The 19,242-nt window shown below is 64.8% G+C and carries 21 protein-coding genes, 3 tRNA genes and 1 pseudogene; 15 read left to right on the top strand and 10 right to left on the bottom strand.

Features of this window, described 5'->3' with window-relative positions; all coding sequences use genetic code 11:
• Positions 1 to 66: 66 nt before the first annotated feature.
• Positions 67 to 582, top strand: coding sequence for a nitroreductase family protein (locus tag WA317_RS13510; RefSeq protein WP_425173514.1), 516 nt, complete (start codon positions 67 to 69; stop codon positions 580 to 582).
• A gap of 79 nt (positions 583 to 661) precedes the next feature.
• On the opposite strand, the gene WA317_RS13505 is transcribed toward WA317_RS13510, so the two are convergent.
• From WA317_RS13505 to WA317_RS13495, 3 genes are read right to left on the bottom strand one after another with little or no spacing between them, the layout of a single operon-like run.
• Positions 662 to 1,936, bottom strand: a complete 1,275-nt coding sequence (locus WA317_RS13505) for a cytochrome P450 (RefSeq protein ID WP_425173513.1) — start codon at positions 1,934 to 1,936, stop codon at positions 662 to 664.
• Positions 1,937 to 1,962: 26 nt separating this feature from the next.
• Positions 1,963 to 3,342, bottom strand: a complete 1,380-nt coding sequence (locus WA317_RS13500) for an NAD(P)/FAD-dependent oxidoreductase (RefSeq protein ID WP_425173512.1) — start codon at positions 3,340 to 3,342, stop codon at positions 1,963 to 1,965.
• Between the two features lie 17 nt (positions 3,343 to 3,359).
• On the bottom strand, positions 3,360 to 3,560 hold the full coding sequence (locus WA317_RS13495) for a ferredoxin (RefSeq protein WP_425173511.1): 201 nt from the start codon (positions 3,558 to 3,560) through the stop codon (positions 3,360 to 3,362).
• A gap of 88 nt (positions 3,561 to 3,648) precedes the next feature.
• On the opposite strand from WA317_RS13495, the gene cynS reads away from it, so the two are divergent.
• Positions 3,649 to 4,116 carry a cyanase gene (gene cynS, locus WA317_RS13490; protein WP_425173510.1) on the top strand — a complete coding sequence of 156 codons (468 nt, stop codon included), beginning with the start codon at positions 3,649 to 3,651 and terminating at the stop codon, positions 4,114 to 4,116.
• Positions 4,117 to 4,205: 89 nt separating this feature from the next.
• Here the strand turns inward: cynS and WA317_RS13485 are convergent, their stop codons facing one another.
• The 3 genes from WA317_RS13485 to WA317_RS13475 all read right to left on the bottom strand — a co-directional run bounded on the left by WA317_RS13485 (position 4,206) and on the right by WA317_RS13475 (position 6,596).
• Positions 4,206 to 4,901 (bottom strand): crotonase/enoyl-CoA hydratase family protein, encoded by a 696-nt coding sequence (locus WA317_RS13485; protein WP_425173509.1) that lies wholly within the window; start codon positions 4,899 to 4,901, stop codon positions 4,206 to 4,208.
• A gap of 42 nt (positions 4,902 to 4,943) precedes the next feature.
• Complete coding sequence (locus WA317_RS13480; RefSeq protein ID WP_425173508.1) at positions 4,944 to 5,774, bottom strand: hypothetical protein; 831 nt, start codon at positions 5,772 to 5,774, stop codon at positions 4,944 to 4,946.
• Between the two features lie 105 nt (positions 5,775 to 5,879).
• Entirely contained in the window at positions 5,880 to 6,596 is a 717-nt protein-coding gene (locus WA317_RS13475; protein ID WP_425173507.1) for an MBL fold metallo-hydrolase, read from the bottom strand.
• A 168-nt stretch (positions 6,597 to 6,764) separates the two neighbouring features.
• Between WA317_RS13475 and WA317_RS13470 the strand changes: the two genes are divergently transcribed.
• The 11 genes from WA317_RS13470 (at position 6,765) to rplA (ending at position 11,559) form a co-directional block, all read left to right on the top strand.
• Positions 6,765 to 6,837 (top strand) — tRNA-Thr (locus tag WA317_RS13470).
• 50 nt (positions 6,838 to 6,887) lie between these two features.
• A tRNA-Met gene (locus tag WA317_RS13465) sits at positions 6,888 to 6,961 on the top strand.
• 37 nt (positions 6,962 to 6,998) lie between these two features.
• Entirely contained in the window at positions 6,999 to 7,166 is a 168-nt protein-coding gene (gene rpmG, locus WA317_RS13460) for a 50S ribosomal protein L33 (protein WP_003898538.1), read from the top strand.
• Between the two features lie 67 nt (positions 7,167 to 7,233).
• Positions 7,234 to 7,695, top strand: a complete 462-nt coding sequence (gene hadA, locus WA317_RS13455) for a (3R)-hydroxyacyl-ACP dehydratase subunit HadA (protein WP_425173521.1) — start codon at positions 7,234 to 7,236, stop codon at positions 7,693 to 7,695.
• On the top strand, positions 7,682 to 8,110 hold the full coding sequence (gene hadB / locus WA317_RS13450) for a (3R)-hydroxyacyl-ACP dehydratase subunit HadB (protein WP_425173506.1): 429 nt from the start codon (positions 7,682 to 7,684) through the stop codon (positions 8,108 to 8,110). The genes hadA and hadB overlap by 14 nt, the downstream gene beginning before the upstream one ends.
• A 2-nt stretch (positions 8,111 to 8,112) precedes the next feature.
• Complete coding sequence (hadC, locus tag WA317_RS13445; protein ID WP_425173505.1) at positions 8,113 to 8,613, top strand: (3R)-hydroxyacyl-ACP dehydratase subunit HadC; 501 nt, start codon at positions 8,113 to 8,115, stop codon at positions 8,611 to 8,613.
• A 203-nt stretch (positions 8,614 to 8,816) separates the two neighbouring features.
• Positions 8,817 to 8,889: transfer RNA gene (locus tag WA317_RS13440), tRNA-Trp, on the top strand.
• Positions 8,890 to 9,022: 133 nt separating this feature from the next.
• Positions 9,023 to 9,481, top strand: a complete 459-nt coding sequence (gene secE, locus WA317_RS13435; protein WP_425173504.1) for a preprotein translocase subunit SecE — start codon at positions 9,023 to 9,025, stop codon at positions 9,479 to 9,481.
• Between the two features lie 22 nt (positions 9,482 to 9,503).
• Positions 9,504 to 10,241, top strand: a complete 738-nt coding sequence (nusG, locus tag WA317_RS13430; RefSeq protein WP_425173503.1) for a transcription termination/antitermination protein NusG — start codon at positions 9,504 to 9,506, stop codon at positions 10,239 to 10,241.
• A gap of 46 nt (positions 10,242 to 10,287) precedes the next feature.
• Positions 10,288 to 10,722 (top strand): 50S ribosomal protein L11, encoded by a 435-nt coding sequence (gene rplK / locus WA317_RS13425; protein WP_425173502.1) that lies wholly within the window; start codon positions 10,288 to 10,290, stop codon positions 10,720 to 10,722.
• Positions 10,723 to 10,851: 129 nt separating this feature from the next.
• Positions 10,852 to 11,559, top strand: coding sequence for a 50S ribosomal protein L1 (gene rplA / locus WA317_RS13420; protein ID WP_425173501.1), 708 nt, complete (start codon positions 10,852 to 10,854; stop codon positions 11,557 to 11,559).
• 208 nt (positions 11,560 to 11,767) lie between these two features.
• Here the strand turns inward: rplA and WA317_RS13415 are convergent, their stop codons facing one another.
• The 4 genes from WA317_RS13415 to WA317_RS13400 all read right to left on the bottom strand — a co-directional run bounded on the left by WA317_RS13415 (position 11,768) and on the right by WA317_RS13400 (position 15,696).
• Entirely contained in the window at positions 11,768 to 12,661 is an 894-nt protein-coding gene (locus WA317_RS13415) for a cyclopropane mycolic acid synthase family methyltransferase (RefSeq protein ID WP_425173500.1), read from the bottom strand.
• A gap of 122 nt (positions 12,662 to 12,783) precedes the next feature.
• Positions 12,784 to 13,689 (bottom strand): alpha/beta fold hydrolase, encoded by a 906-nt coding sequence (locus WA317_RS13410; protein ID WP_425173499.1) that lies wholly within the window; start codon positions 13,687 to 13,689, stop codon positions 12,784 to 12,786.
• Between the two features lie 14 nt (positions 13,690 to 13,703).
• On the bottom strand, positions 13,704 to 15,050 hold the full coding sequence (locus WA317_RS13405) for an ABC1 kinase family protein (RefSeq protein WP_425173498.1): 1,347 nt from the start codon (positions 15,048 to 15,050) through the stop codon (positions 13,704 to 13,706).
• A 64-nt stretch (positions 15,051 to 15,114) separates the two neighbouring features.
• Positions 15,115 to 15,696, bottom strand: a complete 582-nt coding sequence (locus WA317_RS13400) for a nucleotidyltransferase (RefSeq protein WP_425173497.1) — start codon at positions 15,694 to 15,696, stop codon at positions 15,115 to 15,117.
• A gap of 34 nt (positions 15,697 to 15,730) precedes the next feature.
• On the opposite strand from WA317_RS13400, the gene WA317_RS13395 reads away from it, so the two are divergent.
• Positions 15,731 to 16,498 (top strand): endonuclease/exonuclease/phosphatase family protein, encoded by a 768-nt coding sequence (locus WA317_RS13395; RefSeq protein WP_425173496.1) that lies wholly within the window; start codon positions 15,731 to 15,733, stop codon positions 16,496 to 16,498.
• A gap of 28 nt (positions 16,499 to 16,526) precedes the next feature.
• Positions 16,527 to 19,242: pseudogene (locus tag WA317_RS13390) on the top strand (NEW3 domain-containing protein); the annotation flags it as partial.

Below are 19,242 nucleotides of genomic sequence, written 5' to 3'. Positions count from 1 at the left end.
CCGGTCACCGAATGCGTGGTAGACAGGCGAGCGAGAGCTCAGATCCAGAGGTAGTAGGGGAGTGCGGTGGAAACCTGGGATGCGATTCGCGCGCGGCGCAACGTACGGCAGTACCGGCCCGACCCGGTGTCCGAAGATGATCTGAACCGGATCGCCGAGGCCGGATGGCGGGCGCCGTCGGCGAAAAACCGTCAGGCCTGGGATTTCGTCGTCGTCACCGATCGGACTCAGCTGCAAGACCTTTCGACGGTGTGGCAGGGCGCCGGGCACATCGCTTCGGCTGCCGCGGCGATCGCGTTCGTCATTCCGGTGCCCCCGGACGATCGCCGAAAGGTGACCGACCAGTACGACGTGGGCCAGGCGACAATGGCGATGATGCTCGCGGCCGCCGACCTGGGCATCGGCACCGGCCACTCGTCGGTGGGTGACCAGGACAAAGCTCGCACCATCCTCGGTGTCCCGGACGGCTATCTGGTGGCCTACCTGCTGGGCGTCGGCTATCCCGCTGACCGACCGCTTGCGCCGATCCGCAAACCCAACCGGCGGCCTTTCGCCGAGGTCGTGCATTACGGGCGGTGGTGAGCCGCGCGGCGGTCGGCTGGAATATCGCCGGCTCGAGCTCGTCTACGCCCTCGGCATCAAGGTCGTGCACTGAGGCGGGTCAGCGCCGGGCTCCAATCTCGTCGTAATCGACGAGCAGATGCCTTGGGCCGCGGAAAACTTGGCTGATGCGGTAGGGGGGTGGGTCCTCGACCAGCCGCGGGTTTTCCACCCGGCGAACGAATGCCTCGAAGGCGGTATTGACTTCCAGCCGGGCCAGCGGACCACCGAAGCAGACGTGAATGCCGCGCCCCCAACCCACGTGCTCGTTGTCGGCGCGTTGGGGGTTGAACGTGTTGGGGTCGGGGAAACGCCGCGGATCTCGGTTGGCCGCGCCGTACATCAGATAGATGGGTGAGCCTCGTGGGATCATGGTGCCGGCTATCTCGATGTCGGCCAGCGCTAATCGGGTCGGGAAGAACTGCACCGACGACTGCAGCCGCAGCACCTCCTCGATGGCGCGGGGAATCAATTCAGGCTTGCTGCGTAATAACTCGATCGATTCGGGGTTGCGCAGCACGGTCAGCACACAGTGCGAAATCAGATTGACCGTCGAGTCATGACCGGCGGCAAACAGCAGCATGGTGTTGTTCACGATCGCACTCGGCGACATCCGCCCATCGGGTCCGTCATCGTGTACCAACTGCGAAATCATGCCCGGGCCGGGGGATTCCTCGGCTTTCTCAACCAATCCGATGATGTACTTCTTGAAGGCAATGTTGCTTGCTTCGCCTTTAGCCCGGCGGGCCCGGCCCTCTTCGGTGGCGATCTCGGGCCCGAGGTCAAAGAGACCGGTTATCGCGTCCGCGACCCAGGCGTGAAACTGTGGCTCGTCTCCGATCGGCACGCCAATGATCCGGCAGATCACATTGACCGGCAGCGGATAGGCAAACTCGTCGACGACGTCTATGCCATGCTTGCCAGCGACCTTGTCCAGCAGGTCGTCGACGATCTGCTGACACAGTGGCTCCTGGCTAGGGATCACGCCCGGTGAATGCGGCGGACCGAAAAACCGCATGCACTGCCGGCGAGCCCGGTCGTGGTCGGGCGGGTCCTGCGCGATAAAGCTCGGCTCCCGGCCGTACGCCTCCATCATCTCGATCACCGACTCGTCGACAATTTCCGGTTCTGTGGCGGCAAGCGGGCGACCTTTGCGACGGTCAGAACTCACCCGGGGATCGTGGGCCAAGGCAATGAGCTCCTCGTATCCGGTGACGGCATAGATACCGTTCGTCACCCGCACGACCGGCGTCTTGCGCAGCTCGTCGAAGAACGGGTAGGGATTCGCGCGGTTTTCATACCGCATTGCGGCGTCGAAGGCTTCTTCCGGTGTCATGGGCGTCGCTCCTCCTCATCCCTGCTTCATCGCTGACGGGGGCGGAATTCGACGCGACGTTCGCTGGGGTCATGCCCCGTCAACACCACATCGGGGGTTTCAGTCGGCACGCCACGCGGCGGGAAGTCGGCGGGCATCACGCGCCTGTCCTCAGGAAAATCAAAGCCCGGCGGCGGCGGTGGAAATGGACCCGACCGCGCGATCTCGTCCCGGTAAAAGTCGATCCACTTACCGTGGTTGAAGGTGACCGCGCCGACGATACGTCCCCGCCGGCCATAGGCCGCGGCGAACCGGCGCTGCTTCACCGAACCCTGGGTGAAGACGATTTCGTCGCCGAAGGACGGCACGCCAACGGATTTGATGTTGACACCGAATTGGCCCGACCAGAACTGTGGGATCAGCAGATGTGCCCAGCGGTCGACTTCGTCGCAGACCATGTTGTGCGCGGCGACCCGCGCGCCCAGCACGGCGTTGTCCCAATGTTCCATTGCCACGAACTGATAGTCGTAGAGCACATGCGGGGCACGCGCGACGTCGCCGGCCACGAAGACGTTATTGGTCACCACCCCGTTGATGTCGAACGCGCGGCAGCCGGCGTCACACCCAATCCCCCAGAACCCGGCCGCCAGCCCGGACCCGTCGAGCCACTCGACGTTGCGGATCGACCCCAACGACGTCACCACCACGTCGACGTCGAGCGTGCTGCCATCCGATAGCCGCGCGCGGCGCACGTGCCCGTCCGCGTCACCCTCCAACGTCAGCACCGAGACACCGGTGCGAAGATCCACCCCGGCTGCGCGCTGCATTTCGGCGGCGATCGCGCCGATCACCCCGCCGAGCGCCCCGGACAACGGGGCCGGCCCGCGCTCGGTAACCGTCACCTGCAGGCCGATCTCGCGGCACACCGAGGCCACTTCCGAACCGATGAACCCCGAACCGATGATCAGCACCCGCTGGGGATGGGTGGCCAATGCGGCCTGTAGCCGTACGGCATCGGCACTCGTGCGCAGAGTGTGAACGCCCGCCAGCGCGGCTTCCTCCGGGTTGGGCCATTGCCGACTACGCACACCCGTCGCGATCAGCAGGCGATCGCCCGCCACCTCGGTGCCGTCAGCCAGCCGCACCAGCCGGTTGGCACGGTCCAGAGCAGTCGCGGCCACACCGAGCCGCCACTCGGCATCGACCTGGCGGAGCCGCGGCAGCTTCGTATGATCAGCGGCCACCCATCCCTTGAGGACCTGTTTGGACAGTGGAGGCCGGTCATACGGCTCACACGGCTCGTCACCGATGATGGTGAGGTGCCCCCGGAAACCCTCTTCCCGTAGTGCTTCGGCGGCACGAAGCCCGGCCAGCGAGGCACCGACAATGACGATGCGCCCCTTGTCTCTGAAGCCATTCCCGGTCATCTGCTCACCACAGACACCTAGTCGCTGTCGAGCCGGTCCACGATGATCGCCTGCACGGGGCATGACGCCGCTGCCCGTAACACCCGCAGCCGCTCAGTGTCATCCGGGTTGGGGTCGTAGGTGAGGGCCTCTTCGCCGCTGAGTTTGAGCACGCTCGGTGCGAGCGGCACACATTGCGCGTATCCCAGGCAGCGGTTCAGGTCGACAACGATCCGCATAACGACCCCGGTCCTCTTGGCTGAAGATCCAATGCTGCGCAGCGTACATCCGGCGGCGACACCAATCACGGGGTTTGCACCCGGGGGCATGCTGGTAGCCGTGACCAGAAACGAGATCACCGAGCAAATCGTCGTTGCCCGCTTGCAGAAAGGCCTGACCTGGCAGCAGCTCGCTGACGCGATCGGCAGGCCGGCTGTCTGGACGACGTCGGCATTGCTGGGCCAGCACCCGATACCCGCGGACCTGGGCGAGGTCCTCGTCGAGCTGCTGGGCCTGGAGGAGTCGGCAGTGCCGGTGCTGGCCGCGTCGCCCATGCGCGGAGGTTTGCCTATGCCAACGCCGACCGACCCGACCGTCTACCGTTTCTACGAAGCGATTCAGGTCTACGGCCCGGCGCTCAAGGAGCTGATCCACGAGCAGTTCGGCGACGGGATCATGAGCGCCATCAACTTCAGTGTCGATCTGCAGAAGAAACCGCACCCATCCGGTGACCGCGTGGTCGTGACGTTCGACGGGAAGTTCCTGCCCTACGACTGGGTTTCAGCGCAAGGCTGAAGGCGCCGGGGGGTGCGGCGGCCGGCAGTCCCGCCGGGCCCGGGGCGATGAGCGCGTGCAACGCACGAAGAGAGACCGGGCCCATCCCGCTAGAGCCCGAACTCGGCGGCCATCCCGTCGATTCCGGCGCGAATGCCCCGCAGCGTCTCTGCGCGTGCGCGCAACTTGGTCGCGAGGTGCGCCTGTTGGTTGAGGTTGGTGAATTCTCGTGCCGCTTCCAGGGCCCGGTCCAACACCATGTCGGGTAACACCACCTCGTCGAGCCAGCCCGCGGCGACGGCGGTCTCGCCGAAGAACGTCTTGGCCAGCCCGGCGGACTGTTGGTACGCCGACGGCGTCAGCCGCAGTTTCATGATCTCCAGTGCCGCGAACGGAATGGTCATACCGATCGCAACTTCGTTGGCCTGAATGTTGTGGGCCTGCGCCGCCACCCGGTGGTCTCCGCTGGCCAGCAGGAACGCGCCCATCGCGATGGCATGGCCGGTGCAGGCCATCACCACCGGCTTGGGATAGGACAGCAGCCGGTGCGCCAGCTCGAAGCCACCTTTGAGCATCTCGATGGCCGGCTGCAGGTCACCGGAGGTGAGGATTTTCAGGTCGAAGCCGCCGCTGAAGACCCGGTGATTTCCCGCGATCACCACCGCGCCGACGCCGTCCCGGTCGGCGCTGTCCAGCGCGTCGGTGATGGCTTGCTGCATCGCCGGACCCAGCGCATTGACCTTGCCGTCATCGAGGGTGATCACCGCGATCGGATCGTCGTGACGGTAGTTGACCGGGCCGGTCATGAAGACTCCTTCGATGTGGACATCTTTGCGCCGGGCTTCTCGTCAGACTTGCTGACGATGCCTGCCCAAATCGGCTCCGGCGTCACCCCACCGCAAGCTGACGTTGACGTCGGTGGGTGCGTCGAGCTGACGGGTACGCCACCTATCCTGCGTTTCCTCTGCCGCCCGCTTGATCCGCTCGATCTCGCTGCGGAACACCTCCGGTCGCGTTTCCTTGGTGGCGTAGTGGAAGTAAGTCACCAGGTTGCGCAACAACTCCAGCTTCTGCTTTTCCCGCTTCGCCCGGTCGTGGTTGGTCATCAACTCGATGCGCTGCACCGGCGGCAGGCTGTCCCAATCCAGCACGACCGGCGTCTGCAGCGGACGGCGGGTGCGCTGCCAGAACCGCCGCGCGTGCTCAGGCCGGTCGAAGTAGGTCACCGTGCCGGAGAACTGCGATCCGATGCTGTCGCCGAATTCCGCTCGGTCGAGCGCGGAATCCCAGACTGTGCGCCATTCCTGGCCAGGTGCCAGCGACGCCAACGTTCGCGGCAGTTGCAGCTCGGAAACATTGCCGTAGCCATCGGACGCGCTCTCATAGGCAGCCACGGTTGGCGGATCGGGGAAAGCGAACTCGACGTCGTAAGCGGCGGTCTTGCCGAAGTTTCGCACCACCAGCTCGATCACATGCCAGTCGGTGGCATGCGGTTCCATGAACATCGCGACGTGCGGCCGAGACCGCTCCGCCGCCAAGTGTCGGCTGCGCTGAATTTGCCGGTGCGTGTACAGCAGCGCGACGACCCCGAGTGCGAGCGCGAGCCACGCAGCCGACGCCAACCACGTGCCGGAGCCCGCTCGGGTGACGTCGTGCCAGCGATCGTGGATCCAGCCCATGGCATCCATTCTCCCGCTTATATCACAGTGCTCGGTGCCGGGCGATCCGCCGACGTCGGCTTTCCGGCCCTTCGGTTGCGTTGCTGGCAGCCAAGTCTCAGCCGGTCAGCCGCCCATCAGCTTTCGCCATTGATCGAGATTCGACGCCCGGTAAACGTAGTTGGAACTTTTGACCTCCGACAGCGACGCACTGGGCTGCATCGAGTACCAGTGCCCAGGGAAGACCGTCGGGTCACCTGCGAGTTGTGCGAGCTGTTGCAGGCTGCGGTACATCTCGTCGGAGTCGCCGCCGGGGAAGTCGGTGCGCCCGCAGCCCTCCAGGAAAAGCGTGTCCCCGGCGACCAGTCGACCGTCGAGCAGAAAGCATTGACTGCCGGGGGTATGGCCGGGCGTGTGGAGCAACTCGATCTCGATGTCGCCGACGCTGACCTTGTCACCGTGCTCATGGGTGGTCAGATCGTTCATGCCGATTCCGGTGACGCGGGAAACCCACAGCGCTTCATGGGAATTCACGTGCACCGGAACGCTGGTGCGGTCGAGCAGTTCAGCCAGGCCCTTGAGCTCGAAGCCCATCATCGAGCCGCCCACGTGGTCGGGATGGTGATGGGTGACCAGCACCCCGGACAGCCGCATACCGTCACCCTCGAGTGTGTCCAGCAGATCCCCGGCCGCGTAAGCCGGGTCCACGACCAGGCAGTCACCGCTCGACCGGTCGCCGATCAGGTAAGCGAAGTTGCGCATCTGTGTCGCAATCACGTCTCCGCCGGCGAAGTCACGACCGGAGAGCAATTGACGGAAGTAGAGCTGCTCCGAACTCGGCATTTCACCAGCCTATGACGCGGTGCCGCCGACACCGGGTGACGGCCCGGCGTCCGGCCGCAGTCCGATCGGTACGTTGGTGATCGGCGCCCATCAGTTTGGCCGGCTTGCGAGCCAGGTTGTACCCTCTTCTAGGCCCGCGGCACAGATCGGCCGGCTGCTTCGGGTGGTGCCCCCTTAGCTCAGTCGGCAGAGCGTTTCCATGGTAAGGAAAAGGTCAACGGTTCGATTCCGTTAGGGGGCTCGGCGGACGCCGAGTGGGCCGGCGGCCCCAGAAAGGCAATGTGGCCCCGGGGCGATGTAGCTCAGTCGGTTAGAGCGAACGACTCATAATCGTTAGGTCGCCGGTTCGAGTCCGGCCATCGCTACAAAACAATACGAAGAACACCCAGAAAGAGAAGTGACGTGGCGTCCAGTACTGATGTGCGGCCGAAGATCACCCTGGCCTGTGAGGTGTGTAAACACCGCAACTACATCACCAAGAAGAACCGCCGCAACGATCCCGACCGGCTGGAACTGAAGAAGTTCTGCCCCAATTGCGGCAAGCACCAGGCGCATCGCGAGACACGCTAGAGCCAACCCAGACAGGTTTGCCGAAGTCGACTAGGTAAGGTCTACCCTCGTGTCGCTGTCGTCGAATATGGTCGGGATGCACTACCGCTACCCCGACTTTTACGAAGTTGAGCGGGAGAAAGTCCGCGAGTACGCGACGGCCGTCCAGAACCATGACGCTTTCTTCTTCGAAGAATCAGCTGCTGAGGAGCTCGGGTATAAGGGCGTGCTGGCACCGCTGACGTTCATCTCGATATTCGGCTATCAAGCCCAGTCAGCGTTCTTCGCACACGCCGACATCGCGATTCAGGAAGCCCAGATCGTCCAGGTCGACCAGGTGCTCAAATTTTCGGTGCCGATCCAGGCCGGCGACCGGTTGTACTGCGACGTGTACGTCGACTCGGTACGCAGGGCGCACGGCACCGACCTCATCGTGACGAAGAACATCGTGAGCAATGCGGCAGGCCAAGTAGTGCAAGAGACTTATACGACCTTGGCGGGTCGTGCGAGTGGGGACGGAGACGAGGGATTTTCTGATGGCGCTGCGTGAGTTCAGTTCGGTGCAGGTGGGCGACCAGCTTGCGGAGAAGGTCTACCCGCTGACCCGGGCGGATTTGGTGGCTTACGCCGGGGTGTCCGGTGACTTGAACCCGATCCACTGGGACGATGAAATCGCCAAGATGGTCGGGCTGGACACCGCGATCGCGCACGGCATGCTGACCATGGGCCTGGGTGGTGGCTATGTCACCTCCTGGATCGGCGACCCGGGCGCGGTGACCGAGTACAACGTCCGCTTCACCGCGGTGGTGCCGGTGCCCAACGACGGCAAGGGCGCCGAGATCGTGTTCACCGGTCGGGTGAAGTCGGTTGATCCGGACAGCAAGTCGGTGGTGATTGCGCTGACGGCAACTAGCGGCGGCAAGAAGATCTTCGGCCGGGCGACCGCGACGGCAAAGCTCGCCTAGTCATGGCGCTCAAGACCGACATCCGGGGAATGGTCTACCGGTACCCGGACTACTTCGTGGTGGGCCGCGAGCAAGTGCGCACTTTCGCCAGCGCGGTCAAGTCCGAGGACCGTGCCAGCTACCACGAAGACGCGGCTGCCGAACTCGGCTACGACGACATCGTCGCTCCGCTGACCTACGTCTCGATTCTCGCCAAGATCGTCCAGGCCGACTTCATGCGCAATGTCGACACCGGCTATGAGACCCTGCAGCTCGTCCAGGTCGACCAGAAATTCATCTACCGCAAACCGGTACTTGCCGGGGACATACTGTGGGCAACCATGGAAGTCGCCTCGGTGGATGAGCGATTCGGCGCGGACATCGTCGTCACCAGGAACACCTTGACCAATGACAACGGTGAGTTGGTGCTGGAGGCCTATACCACGGTGATGGGCCACGAGGGCGACAAGTCGATCCAGCTCAAGTGGGACCTCGAATCCGGGCAGGTTGTCCGGACAGCCTGATTTGGTACCCGGTACCTGCATCGATGTACACTCGGGCCTCGGGGTTTTCCCATTGCAGCGCGCTGTCCGTCGGTTCACCGAACGGAGAGCGCGCGTGTTATGCGCGCCGACGACGATGCAGAGCGAAGCGATGCGGAGGAGTGGCGCTGATGTAGGCCCCGTAGCGAACAGGTTGGCTTTCTCGAGCCTAAGCCAACCCCTGAAGGGGCGTAGCTCAACTGGCAGAGCAGCGGTCTCCAAAACCGCAGGTTGCAGGTTCAAGTCCTGTCGCCCCTGCTGGAGGCGTAGGCGTCCGGCGACGATGCGGGCCGGGACGGGCCGAAGAGAAGCCGGACATAGGATCTAGCGATGGTGGACACTGGAGAGTGGTCACTAGGGATAGTGGTCACTAGGGATAAAGGAGCACGCGGTGAGCGACGAGCACGATAGTGCCGACGCCGCAGGCGACGGCAGCGACACGGAAAGTGGCGGCCGGACAGCTGTGGTGACGCGCCCGCAGCGGCCTACCGGCAAGCGGTCGCGGCAGCGCAGTGACGACGACGCCGACGGCGACGCCTCTGCGTCGGTGGCGGTCGAAGTCGCCGGGGAGGGCGACGACGCCAAAGCCAAGGACAAGCGCGCCAAAAAAACCAAAAAAGCCAGAAGCAAGAAGAAGAAGCCGGCGGGCCCGAACCCGATCGTCTTCGTCCTCACCTACCTCAAGCAGGTTGTCGGTGAACTGCGGAAGGTGATCTGGCCGAACCGCAAACAGATGATGACATACACCTCGGTGGTGCTTGTTTTTCTCGCGTTCATGGTCGCGTTGGTCGGACTGGCGGATCTGGGCCTGGCCAAATTGGTGATGCTGGTATTCGGCTCACCTTCGTAAGTTATAGAGAGGACTAAGACCCGTGACTACCTTCGACGGCGATACGCCCGCGGGTGAAACGGTCGACCTGAAAACGGCAGAGGCAGAGATCGGAGACGACACGGCCGCTGAGGCCAGCCCGGAGCCGGCTGACGAAGTCGACCCTGCCACCGCTCTCAAGTCGGAGCTGCGCGGTAAGCCGGGTGACTGGTATGTCATCCACTCTTACGCGGGATACGAGAACAAGGTGAAAGCCAACCTCGAGACCCGTGTGCAGAACCTCGACGTCGGTGACTACATCTTCCAGGTGGAGGTACCCACCGAAGAGGTCACCGAGATCAAGAACGGTCAGCGCAAGCAGGTCAACCGCAAGGTGTTGCCGGGTTACATCCTGGTGCGAATGGATCTGACCGACGAATCGTGGGCGGCGGTGCGCAACACGCCCGGTGTCACGGGATTCGTCGGCGCCACCTCGCGTCCCTCGCCGCTGTCGCTGGACGACGTGGTGAAGTTCCTGCTGCCGCAAGGCGCCGCGAAGAAGCCCGCCAAGGGTGCCGCCAGCACGGCCGCGGCGGCAACCGAAGGCGGCCTGGAACGTCCTGTCATCGAAGTGGACTACGAGGTCGGCGAGTCGGTCACGGTCATGGACGGACCCTTCGCCACGCTGCCCGCCACGATCAACGAGGTCAATGTCGAGCAGCAGAAACTCAAGGTGCTGGTGTCCATCTTCGGCCGCGAAACACCTGTCGAACTGACCTTCACCCAGGTCTCCAAGATCTAAGTCGGCAAGCGCCGGCCATCAGCTCAGGAAGGAACATCAACACCTCATGCCGCCGAAGAAGAGGAAGAAAGTCACCGGTCTGATCAAGCTGCAGATCCAGGCGGGTCAGGCGAACCCTGCGCCACCGGTCGGTCCCGCGCTCGGCCAGCACGGCGTCAACATCATGGAGTTCTGCAAGGCGTACAACGCCGCGACCGAGAATCAGCGGGGCAACGTCATCCCCGTCGAGATCACCGTCTACGAGGACCGCAGCTTCACGTTCGCGCTGAAGACGCCGCCGGCTGCGCAGCTGCTGCTGAAGGCCGCGAACGTGCAGAAGGGCTCCGCCGAGCCGCACAAGACGAAGGTCGCCAAGGTCACCTGGGATCAGGTCCGCGAGATCGCCGACTCCAAGAAGGCCGACCTCAACGCCAACGACCTCGACGCTGCCGCCAAGATCATCGCCGGGACGGCCCGGTCGATGGGCATCACTGTCGAATAGCTTCGGCGTCGGACGACGATGTGGGCCGGTGACGGCCCGAGGAGGAGTCCGACAAATCAAGACGACCGTGGGAGGGCCAGCTTCGGCCCGACAGAACCAACCACAACCAACGTCAGATTGGATATCTCAATGAGCAAAACCAGCAAGGCATACCGCGCCGCCGCCGAGAAGGTGGACCGTGCCAACCTCTACACCCCGCTGCAAGCGGCCAAACTGGCCAAGGAGACGTCGTCGACCAAGCAGGACGCGACGGTCGAGGTAGCCATCCGACTCGGGGTCGACCCGCGCAAGGCGGACCAGATGGTCCGTGGCACAGTCAATCTCCCGCACGGCACCGGCAAGACCGCGCGTGTGGTGGTGTTCGCGGTGGGCGAGAAGGCCGCGGAAGCCGAAGCCGCCGGCGCCGACGCGGTGGGCAGCGAAGACCTGATCGAACGGATTCAAGGCGGCTGGCTGGATTTCGACGCAGCGATCGCCACCCCGGATCAGATGGCCAAAGTGGGTCGGATCGCCCGGATCCTGGGCCCGCGCGGTCTGATGCCCAACCCGAAGACCGGCACGGTGACTCCTGACGTGACCAAAGCCGTCGCCGACATCAAGGGCGGCAAGATCAACTTTCGGGTCGACAAGCAGGCGAACCTGCATTTCGTCATCGGCAAGGCCTCGTTCGACGAGAAGCGGCTGGCCGAGAACTACGGCGCCGCGATCGACGAGGTGCTGCGGCACAAGCCGTCGACGTCGAAGGGCCGCTACCTGAAGAAGGTCACCATCTCGACGACCACGGGTCCGGGGATTCCGGTCGACCCGTCCGTCACCCGGAATTTCGCCGAGGCGTAGGGCAAGGCGCCGGTGGCGCCGCGGCCCTTAGCCGACCATCAAGCGGGAGGCGTAGGGCAAGGCGCCGGTGGCGTTCGGCGTCGCGAGCTGAGGGCAATAGAGCGTCCTCGCCGGTGATAGCCCATGCGATATCTTGTTCACACGTGCACTGCTAGTCGTCCTGCGTTACCAATGGGACGGCTGTGGTGCCGACGCAACCTGTCCGCGGCTACGCCGCGGCGCCGGGCTTGAGGTATGTGACCAGGCTGACGTCGAGCGTCTCTTCGACGAAGTGGGCCTCGCAACCGCGCAGGTAGCGCATGTACCGGTTGTAGACCTCTTCAGAGGTGATCTCGATCGCCTTGTCCCGGTTGGATTCCAGCGCATCGCCCCACAGGTGCAGCGTCTTCACGTAATGCGGGCGCAGTGAAAGGGGCTCCGGAACGACGAAACCGGCCTTCTCGCCGTGTTCGACCATCATCGCGGTGGTGGGAATTCGACCGCCGGGGAAGATCTCGGTGATGATGAACTTGATGAACCGTGCGGTCTCGAATGTGAGCTTCTTGCCGCGGGCGTGCAGATCGTAAGGGTGATAGCCGACACTGCTCTGCACGGTCATCCGCCCGTCGTCGGGCATGATGTTGAAACACCGTTTGAAGTAGTCGTCGTAGTTCTCGAAGCCGAAGTGCTCGAAAGCCTCGATGGACACGATCCGGTCGACAGGTTTGTGGAAATCCTCCCACCCGTGCAGAAACACCTCGCGTGAGCGGTCGGTGTCGATCGAGTCGAGAAGAACTTGTGCGCGGGCATACTGATTTTTCGACAGGGTCAGGCCGATAACGTTCACGTCGTACTTCTCGACAGCGCGCTTCATCGTGTCGCCCCAGCCGCAGCCGATGTCGAGCAGCGTCATGCCGGGCTTGAGGTCCAGCTTGCTCAAGTTCAGGTCGATTTTCGCGATCTGCGCTTCGTCCAGCGTCAGTTCGGGTGGTTCGAAATAGGCGCTGCTGTATATCCGGGTCGGGCCCTGGAACAGCTCGAAGAATTCTTCGGAGAGGTCGTAGTGGGCCTGGATGTCTTCCGGGCGCGTTCGCGTCCTCGTCCCACTCGGTTCGTCAGGCACTGCGTCCTCCGTTGTTCTCTGCGCACACTTCTGGTCTTGAGCCGGTGTGGACCTGTGGGAACCCTACAGGTTGAAGGCCCCCGATGGCACATTCACGCCCAGTGAGTCACCCGGTAAATCGGCTAGTCAGCCTCAGCGAAATTAGTCGTCAATTCGCTGATCACCCGGTCCCAAAGCTGTTCAGGCAGATCGTGTCCCATGCCCTCCAACAGGACCAGTCGGGCGCCTTTGATCGCACTCGCCACCGCGCGGCCACCGGAGGGTCGCATCAACTTGTCCGCCTTGCCGTGGATGACGACGGTGGGGGCGGTGATCTGCCGGTCATAGCGCGACAGATCGCCGCTTCCGATGATCGCGTTCAGGTGTTGGCTGATGCCCCACGGGTAGTAGCTGCGTTCATACCCTTCGATCGCCTCGTCGCGGATCCGCTGTTCGGGCGCCGGATATCCGGGGCTGCCGATGATGCGGCTGACCCGCACCACGTTGTCGATGATCACATCGCGCGGCGAGTTCGGCGACGGTCCTTTGACCATCGCCAGCAGGGCATCCGGCGCGGATGGCGGCAACAGCCGGCGATTGTTGCTGGAGAAGATGATCGCCAGCGACCGTGTCCGCTCGCGGAAACGCGCCGCGAAGATCTGAGCGATCATGCCGCCCATCGAAGCGCCGACGATATGGGCCCGCTCGATTCCGAGGTGGTCGAGCACCGCGGCGGCGTCGTCGGCCATGTCCTCCAGCTTGTAGGCCGCTCCGCTGCGAATCCCGAACCAGAATTTGACCATCCGAAGAATCAGCGACTCAGTCGAGCGATGCCGTTCAGTCTTGTCCGACAGGCCGACGTCCCGGTTGTCGTAGCGGACCACCCGCAGCCCTTCGGCGACCAGCTTCTCGCAGAAAGCGCTGCGCCACAACAACAATTGCGCGCCCAAGCCCATGATGAGCAGCACCGCCGGGTCGTTGGGATCACCCATGTCCTCGTAGTAGAGGTGCAGATCACCCGAACGGGCTTTACCGGTACGAACTTCCATCGTCCAAAGACCTTTTAGACTTCTACGTCGGCTTGGTGCTCGCGGCTGACCTCGACCATGAAGTTGGCGAAATAACCGGTCAGCTGCGGATCGGACATCATCTGCCATTTCGGCGCCAGCAGTTTCATGTACCGCTCGACGTAGAGGAATTGCTTGCCGATCAGCACCAACTCTCGTGGCAGCTTGACGTCGTAGGCGTCGGCCAGCGTCGAAAGCTGCCGCCCGATGTCCGCGTAACTCATGTCGCCCAGCGACTTCATCGTCAAGGGGGTGGAGAACGCTTCCAGATCCTTAGCGGCCTGCGCCTCCGGCTTGATGGTGCCGACGGCGCCCATCAACACGACGATCTTGCCCGCAGCGGCGTGGTCCTTCTTGACCAGCAGCGCGTACACCAGCTCGCGCAGCAGCCAGCGGGTCCGCGGGTCGATGCGGCCCATGATGCCGAAGTCGAAGAAGACGATGCGACCCTCGTCGTCGACGTACAGGTTGCCGGCATGCAGGTCGCCGTGGAACAACCCGTGCCGCAGCCCGCCCTCGAACAACGAAAACAGCAGCGCTTTGACCAATTCGACGCCGTCGAATCCGGCTTTGCGGATACCGGCGGCATCGTCGATGCGGATGCCGTTCACCCGCTCCATCGTCAGCACCCGGTGACTGGTGAAGTCCCAGTACACCTGTGGCACGCGGATATTGCGGCCCAGCGGCGAGGCATGCAGATGCGAGACCCAGGCGTCCATGGACTGCGCCTCCAGGCGGAAGTCCAGCTCTTCGGCCAGGTTGTCGGAGAAGTCTGCGACGACGTCCTGTGCCGACAGCCGTCGACCAAGCTTGGCCAGTTCCACAGCCTGCGCGAAACGCTTGAGGATCTGCAGGTCGGCGGCAACCCGGCGGCGGATGCCCGGCCGCTGAATCTTGACGACGACCTCCTCACCACTGTGCAGGGTGGCGAAATGCACCTGCGCGATGGACGCCGACGCAAACGGCTCCTCTTCGAACGTCGCGAACAGTTCGGACGGCTCGGCGCCGAGGTCTTCGACGAAAAGTTTGTGCACCTCGTCTCTGTCGGCCGGCGGCACCCGGTCCAGCAGGCTGCGGAATTCACGGGACAGCTGCTCGCCGAAAGCGCCCGGGCTGGACGCGATGATCTGGCCGAACTTGACGTAGGTGGGTCCCAGGTCGGCGAAGGCCTGCGGTACTTCTTTGATCATTTTCTGCTGCCAGCGGCCGGAGCGGGGCAATTTGCTGACGACGCGGGCGGCGGTGCGGGCGACTTGCCAGCCTGTGACCCCGATACGGGCCGCCTCGACTGGCAAGGGCACCCGATCCAGCTTGGCTACCTCACGATGCGTGGTCGGACTCATTCCAGCAGTGTGCCAAAGGGTTGGCGTTGAGGCCCAATTGCGGGCCCAGATGCTGTGAGCGGGATCACTGCGGCGGGCTGGTGATGCCGAGCCGGTCGGTCAAGGTGAAGAACGCCACCGCGAAGTCGTTCACGGCCGTGTTCGCCCTCAACTGCTCCCAGTCGACCCGCTCCCGGACGGCGCGAACAGCTGGCAGCAGCTTCGCGAAATCACAGCTGTGCTCGTGCAGGGCGCAGAGTTTCTGAGTCAACACCAGTGTCGGCGACAACACTTGCATACGAATTGCCAGCACTTCTTGGCTCTCGCCGGACCGGATCATCTCGGCGTCGACCGGGACATCGTTGATGGCGTGCAGCACGTCGACGAAAACGCTGTCCAGGCCGGCCTTGAACAGCCAGTCTTCCGGTGGCCGGCTGATGGTGAATCCGGCGGCTTCCAGGGTGACCGTCGCCGCATCGACGTCCGGCTCGGCGATGGCGAAGTCGACGTCGTGCACCGGCTCCGGGCCGCCGTGCACCCACAGCGCGTAGCTGCCCGCAAGCGCGAACTGCGGTCCGTGCGCTTTGAGCGCCGAGGCGGCCCGTCGCAGCGCCTCGCGCAGTCGGTCGCTGGAGGACGCCGCTTCGGCTGATCGGAGAACTGTCATATTTTCCAATTCTTCCAGGGGGAAGCTATTACCCATGCGGATAGCGACGTTCAACATCCTGCACGGCAGCACCGCGCACGACGGCGAGGTTGACGTGAATCGGCTCGCTGCCTGTGTGCGGCAACTGGACGCTGACGTGCTGGCTTTGCAGGAAGTCGACTTCGACCAGCCCCGCTCGGCTATGGCGGATCTCACTGCCGTCGCGGCCGAGGCGATGGGCGCGGTGAGCCACCGGTTCGTCGCCGCGATCTCCGGAACTCCGGGAGCCACCTGGATGGCCGCGACCGGTGACGATCAACCCGGCGCCGCCGCCTACGGCATCGCGCTGTTGTCGAGGTTTCCGGCTTTGAACTGGCAGGTGGTGCGGCTGCCGCGGATCCGGGGCAGATTTCCGATGTATCTGCCCGGACCGCGCCGGGTGCAGATCGTCGACGAAGAACCGCGCGCGGCGGTGCTGGCCCGACTGGACACCGACCTGGGCCCGCTGACCGTGGCCAACACCCACCTGTCGTTCGTTCCCGGCTGGAACCGCGTGCAGCTGTATCGACTGGCCCAGGATCTGCGCGGCTTTGCCGGTCCGCGCGTGCTGATGGGCGATCTCAACATGACTCCGCCGACGCCGCAGCGCTGGACGCGGCTGCGGCCGCTGGCGACTGCACCGACGTTCCCCAGCGACCAGCCCGAGCGTCAGCTCGACCACATCCTCACCGACGACCGGCGGTTGGTTGCCGACCTGTGCTCGACGCCCACGCTGGCGATTTCCGACCATCGCCCGCTCGTCGTGGACGTAACCCGGCACTGACCACACGTCGCGGCCGTAAGGTGCGAGAGTGCGGGTCATCTCCGCGGAGTCGACCGAGCTGTTCGTCGGGCCGCCCGACGCGCCGCTGCAACTCGTCCGCGTCACCGTCGCCGACTGCGCGGAACAGGTGCGTGTTCGCATCGACGGCGACGGCGTGGCCGGCGGGGCGTTCGCCCGACCCGGCCAGGGCGTCGTCGAGGTGCCGGTAGCAGTCGAGAACCCCCTGGACACCGCAGTCGGCCGGCGTCGCACCGCACGGGTGGAGGTCGGCGACACCAGCACGCCGTTCACCTTCGTCGTGGCGGAGCCGGGCTGGACGATGTTCATGATCAGCCACTTCCACTACGACCCGGTGTGGTGGAACACCCAGGGTGCCTATACCAGCATGTGGTCGGCGGACCCGCCCGGCCGTTGCCGGCAGACTAATGCTTTCGAGCTGGTGCATCGGCACCTGGACATGGCCCGGCATGACCCGGTGTACAAATTCGTGCTCGCCGAGGTCGACTACCTCAAGCCGTACTGGGACGCCCATCCCGAGGACCGCGCCGAGCTGCGGCGCCTGCTGGCGGAAGGGCGCGTCGAGGTGATGGGCGGCACCTACAACGAGCCGAGCACCAACCTCACCGGACCCGAGACCACCATCCGAAACCTGGTGCACGGGATGGGATTTCAGCGCGACGTGCTCGGTGCAGACCCCACGACGGCATGGCAGCTCGATGTGTTCGGCCACGACCCGCAATTCCCCGGCATGGCCGCCGACGCCGGACTGACGTCCAGTTCATGGGCCCGCGGACCGCACCACCAGTGGGGCCCGACGCACAGCGACGGCGGAGTGCAGGGCATGCAGTTCTGCAGCGAGTTCGAGTGGATCGCCCCGTCCGGTCGTGGTCTGCTCACCCACTACATGCCCGCGCATTACTCGGCCGGCTGGTGGATGGACGAGTCGACATCGCTGGCCGAGGCCGAAGCCGCCACCTACCGGTTGTTCGAGGAGCTGAAGCAGGTCGCGCTCACCCGCAATGTGCTGCTGCCGGTCGGCACCGACTTCACACCGCCGAACAAGTGGGTCACGGACATCCACCGGGACTGGAATTCGCGCTACACCTGGCCGCGGTTCGTGTGTGCGCTGCCGCGCGAGTTCTTCGCCGCCGTGCGCGCCGAGCTCGACGCGCACGGCCTCGCCCCGTCACCACAGACCCGCGACATGAACCCGGTCTACACCGGCAAAGACGTGTCCTACATCGACACCAAGCTGGCCAACCGGGCCGCGGAGAACGCCGTGCTCGACGCAGAGAAGTTCGCCGTGTTCGCCGACCTGCTGGCCGGCGCGGACTACCCGCAGGCGGCGCTGGCCAAGGCGTGGGTGCAGCTTGCCTATGGTGCGCACCACGACGCCATCACCGGCTCGGAATCCGACCAGGTCTACCTCGACCTGCTGACCGGCTGGCGCGAGGCGTGGGAGCTCGGCCGTTCGATCCGCGACGGCGCCCTGACGCGGCTGTCCAGCGCCGTCAGCGGCGACCTCGTGGTGTGGAACCCGCTGACGTCTGAACGGACCGATGTGGTCACGGCGCGGCTCGACGCGCCCGCCGCGAAGGGTATGCACGTGGCGGACGCCGACGGGGTTGCGTTGCCCACCCACGTGGAGCACGACGGAAGGTCAGTCACCTGGCTGGCGCGCGACATGCCGTCGTTGGGATGGCGGGCCTACCGCTTGGTCGCCGACTCGAAAACCGACCTCGAAACTGGGGCGGCGCCGACGGGATGGGAACCGGCGGCCGGTTACCAGATCGCCAACGAGCAGCACCGGCTGACGGCCGACCCGGCCCGCGGCGGCGCGGTGTCGTCGTGGATGCACAACGGTCGCGAGCTGATCGCCGACGGCCGGGTGGCCAACGAGCTTGCCGTCTACGAGGAGTATCCCGGGCATCCCACCGGCGGTGAAGGTCCTTGGCATCTGGTGCCCAAGGCGTGTGTTGCCTGCTCGTCGGAGACACCCGCCCGGGTGCGCGCCTACCACGGCCCGCTGGGCCAGCGGCTCGTCGTGCATGGCGAGATCAAGGACGTCTTGCGCTACAACCAGACGCTCACCTTGTGGCGCGGTGTGGCCCGAGTGGACTGCCGCACCAGCATCGCGAAGTTCACCGGTGCCGACCGGCTGCTGCGCCTGCGCTGGCCGTGCCCGATACCGGGCAGCATGCCGGTCAGCGAAGTGGGTGACGCCGTCATCGGTCGCGGATTCGCCTTGTTGCACGACCCGGAAACCGGTTCGTCGGTGGACACCGCGGAGTTTCCGTGGACGCTGGACAACCCCGCCTACGGCTGGTTCGGGCTGTCCACGGCGGCGCGGGTCCGCGTCGGTGCTGGCACGCGTGCGATGTCGGTGGTCGAGGTGGTGTCACCGACCGAGGCGCTGTCGGGACCGCTGGCGCGCGGCCTGATGGTCGCTTTGGTGCGCGCCGGTGTCACCGCCACCTGCGGCAGCGCCGACAAGCCCCGTTACGGCTGCCTCGACGTCGACTCGAACCTGCCCGACCTCCGCATTGCCCTGGGCGGACCGGGACAGAACGTGTTTACCAAGGCAGTCCTGGCCGAAGCCGACCCGGTCTACACCGCTGAGCTCGAACGGCAGCTGGAGGCGACGGGCGTGGCCAGGGTGTGGGTGCCGGCTGCGACGCGGTTGGCGACGGCCTGGGTGTCCGGCGCCGACCTGCGCCAGCCGCGTGCCCTGCCGGTCCTGGTGG

This window comes from Mycobacterium sp., from assembly GCF_049802695.1.
In the GTDB taxonomy this organism is placed as follows: domain Bacteria; phylum Actinomycetota; class Actinomycetes; order Mycobacteriales; family Mycobacteriaceae; genus Mycobacterium.
The sequence above is the reverse complement of the archived record's forward strand: the minus strand, read 5'-3'. Positions and strand labels throughout refer to the sequence as shown.

Bases quoted from the DNA above. Each gene is read 5' to 3' on its own strand.
- WA317_RS13505 (WP_425173513.1), bottom strand. From the start codon at position 1,936: ATGACACCGGAAGAAGCCTTCGACGCCGCAATGCGGTATGAAAACCGC.
- WA317_RS13500 (WP_425173512.1), bottom strand. From the start codon at position 3,342: ATGACCGGGAATGGCTTCAGAGACAAGGGGCGCATCGTCATTGTCGGT.
- WA317_RS13495 (WP_425173511.1), bottom strand. From the start codon at position 3,560: ATGCGGATCGTTGTCGACCTGAACCGCTGCCTGGGATACGCGCAATGT.
- cynS (WP_425173510.1), top strand. From the start codon at position 3,649: ATGCTGGTAGCCGTGACCAGAAACGAGATCACCGAGCAAATCGTCGTT.
- WA317_RS13485 (WP_425173509.1), bottom strand. From the start codon at position 4,901: ATGACCGGCCCGGTCAACTACCGTCACGACGATCCGATCGCGGTGATC.
- WA317_RS13480 (WP_425173508.1), bottom strand. From the start codon at position 5,774: ATGGGCTGGATCCACGATCGCTGGCACGACGTCACCCGAGCGGGCTCC.
- WA317_RS13475 (WP_425173507.1), bottom strand. From the start codon at position 6,596: ATGCCGAGTTCGGAGCAGCTCTACTTCCGTCAATTGCTCTCCGGTCGT.
- hadA (WP_425173521.1), top strand. From the start codon at position 7,234: ATGGTCGGGATGCACTACCGCTACCCCGACTTTTACGAAGTTGAGCGG.
- hadB (WP_425173506.1), top strand. From the start codon at position 7,682: ATGGCGCTGCGTGAGTTCAGTTCGGTGCAGGTGGGCGACCAGCTTGCG.
- hadC (WP_425173505.1), top strand. From the start codon at position 8,113: ATGGCGCTCAAGACCGACATCCGGGGAATGGTCTACCGGTACCCGGAC.
- rplK (WP_425173502.1), top strand. From the start codon at position 10,288: ATGCCGCCGAAGAAGAGGAAGAAAGTCACCGGTCTGATCAAGCTGCAG.
- rplA (WP_425173501.1), top strand. From the start codon at position 10,852: ATGAGCAAAACCAGCAAGGCATACCGCGCCGCCGCCGAGAAGGTGGAC.
- WA317_RS13410 (WP_425173499.1), bottom strand. From the start codon at position 13,689: ATGGAAGTTCGTACCGGTAAAGCCCGTTCGGGTGATCTGCACCTCTAC.
- WA317_RS13405 (WP_425173498.1), bottom strand. From the start codon at position 15,050: ATGAGTCCGACCACGCATCGTGAGGTAGCCAAGCTGGATCGGGTGCCC.
- WA317_RS13400 (WP_425173497.1), bottom strand. From the start codon at position 15,696: ATGACAGTTCTCCGATCAGCCGAAGCGGCGTCCTCCAGCGACCGACTG.
- WA317_RS13395 (WP_425173496.1), top strand. From the start codon at position 15,731: ATGCGGATAGCGACGTTCAACATCCTGCACGGCAGCACCGCGCACGAC.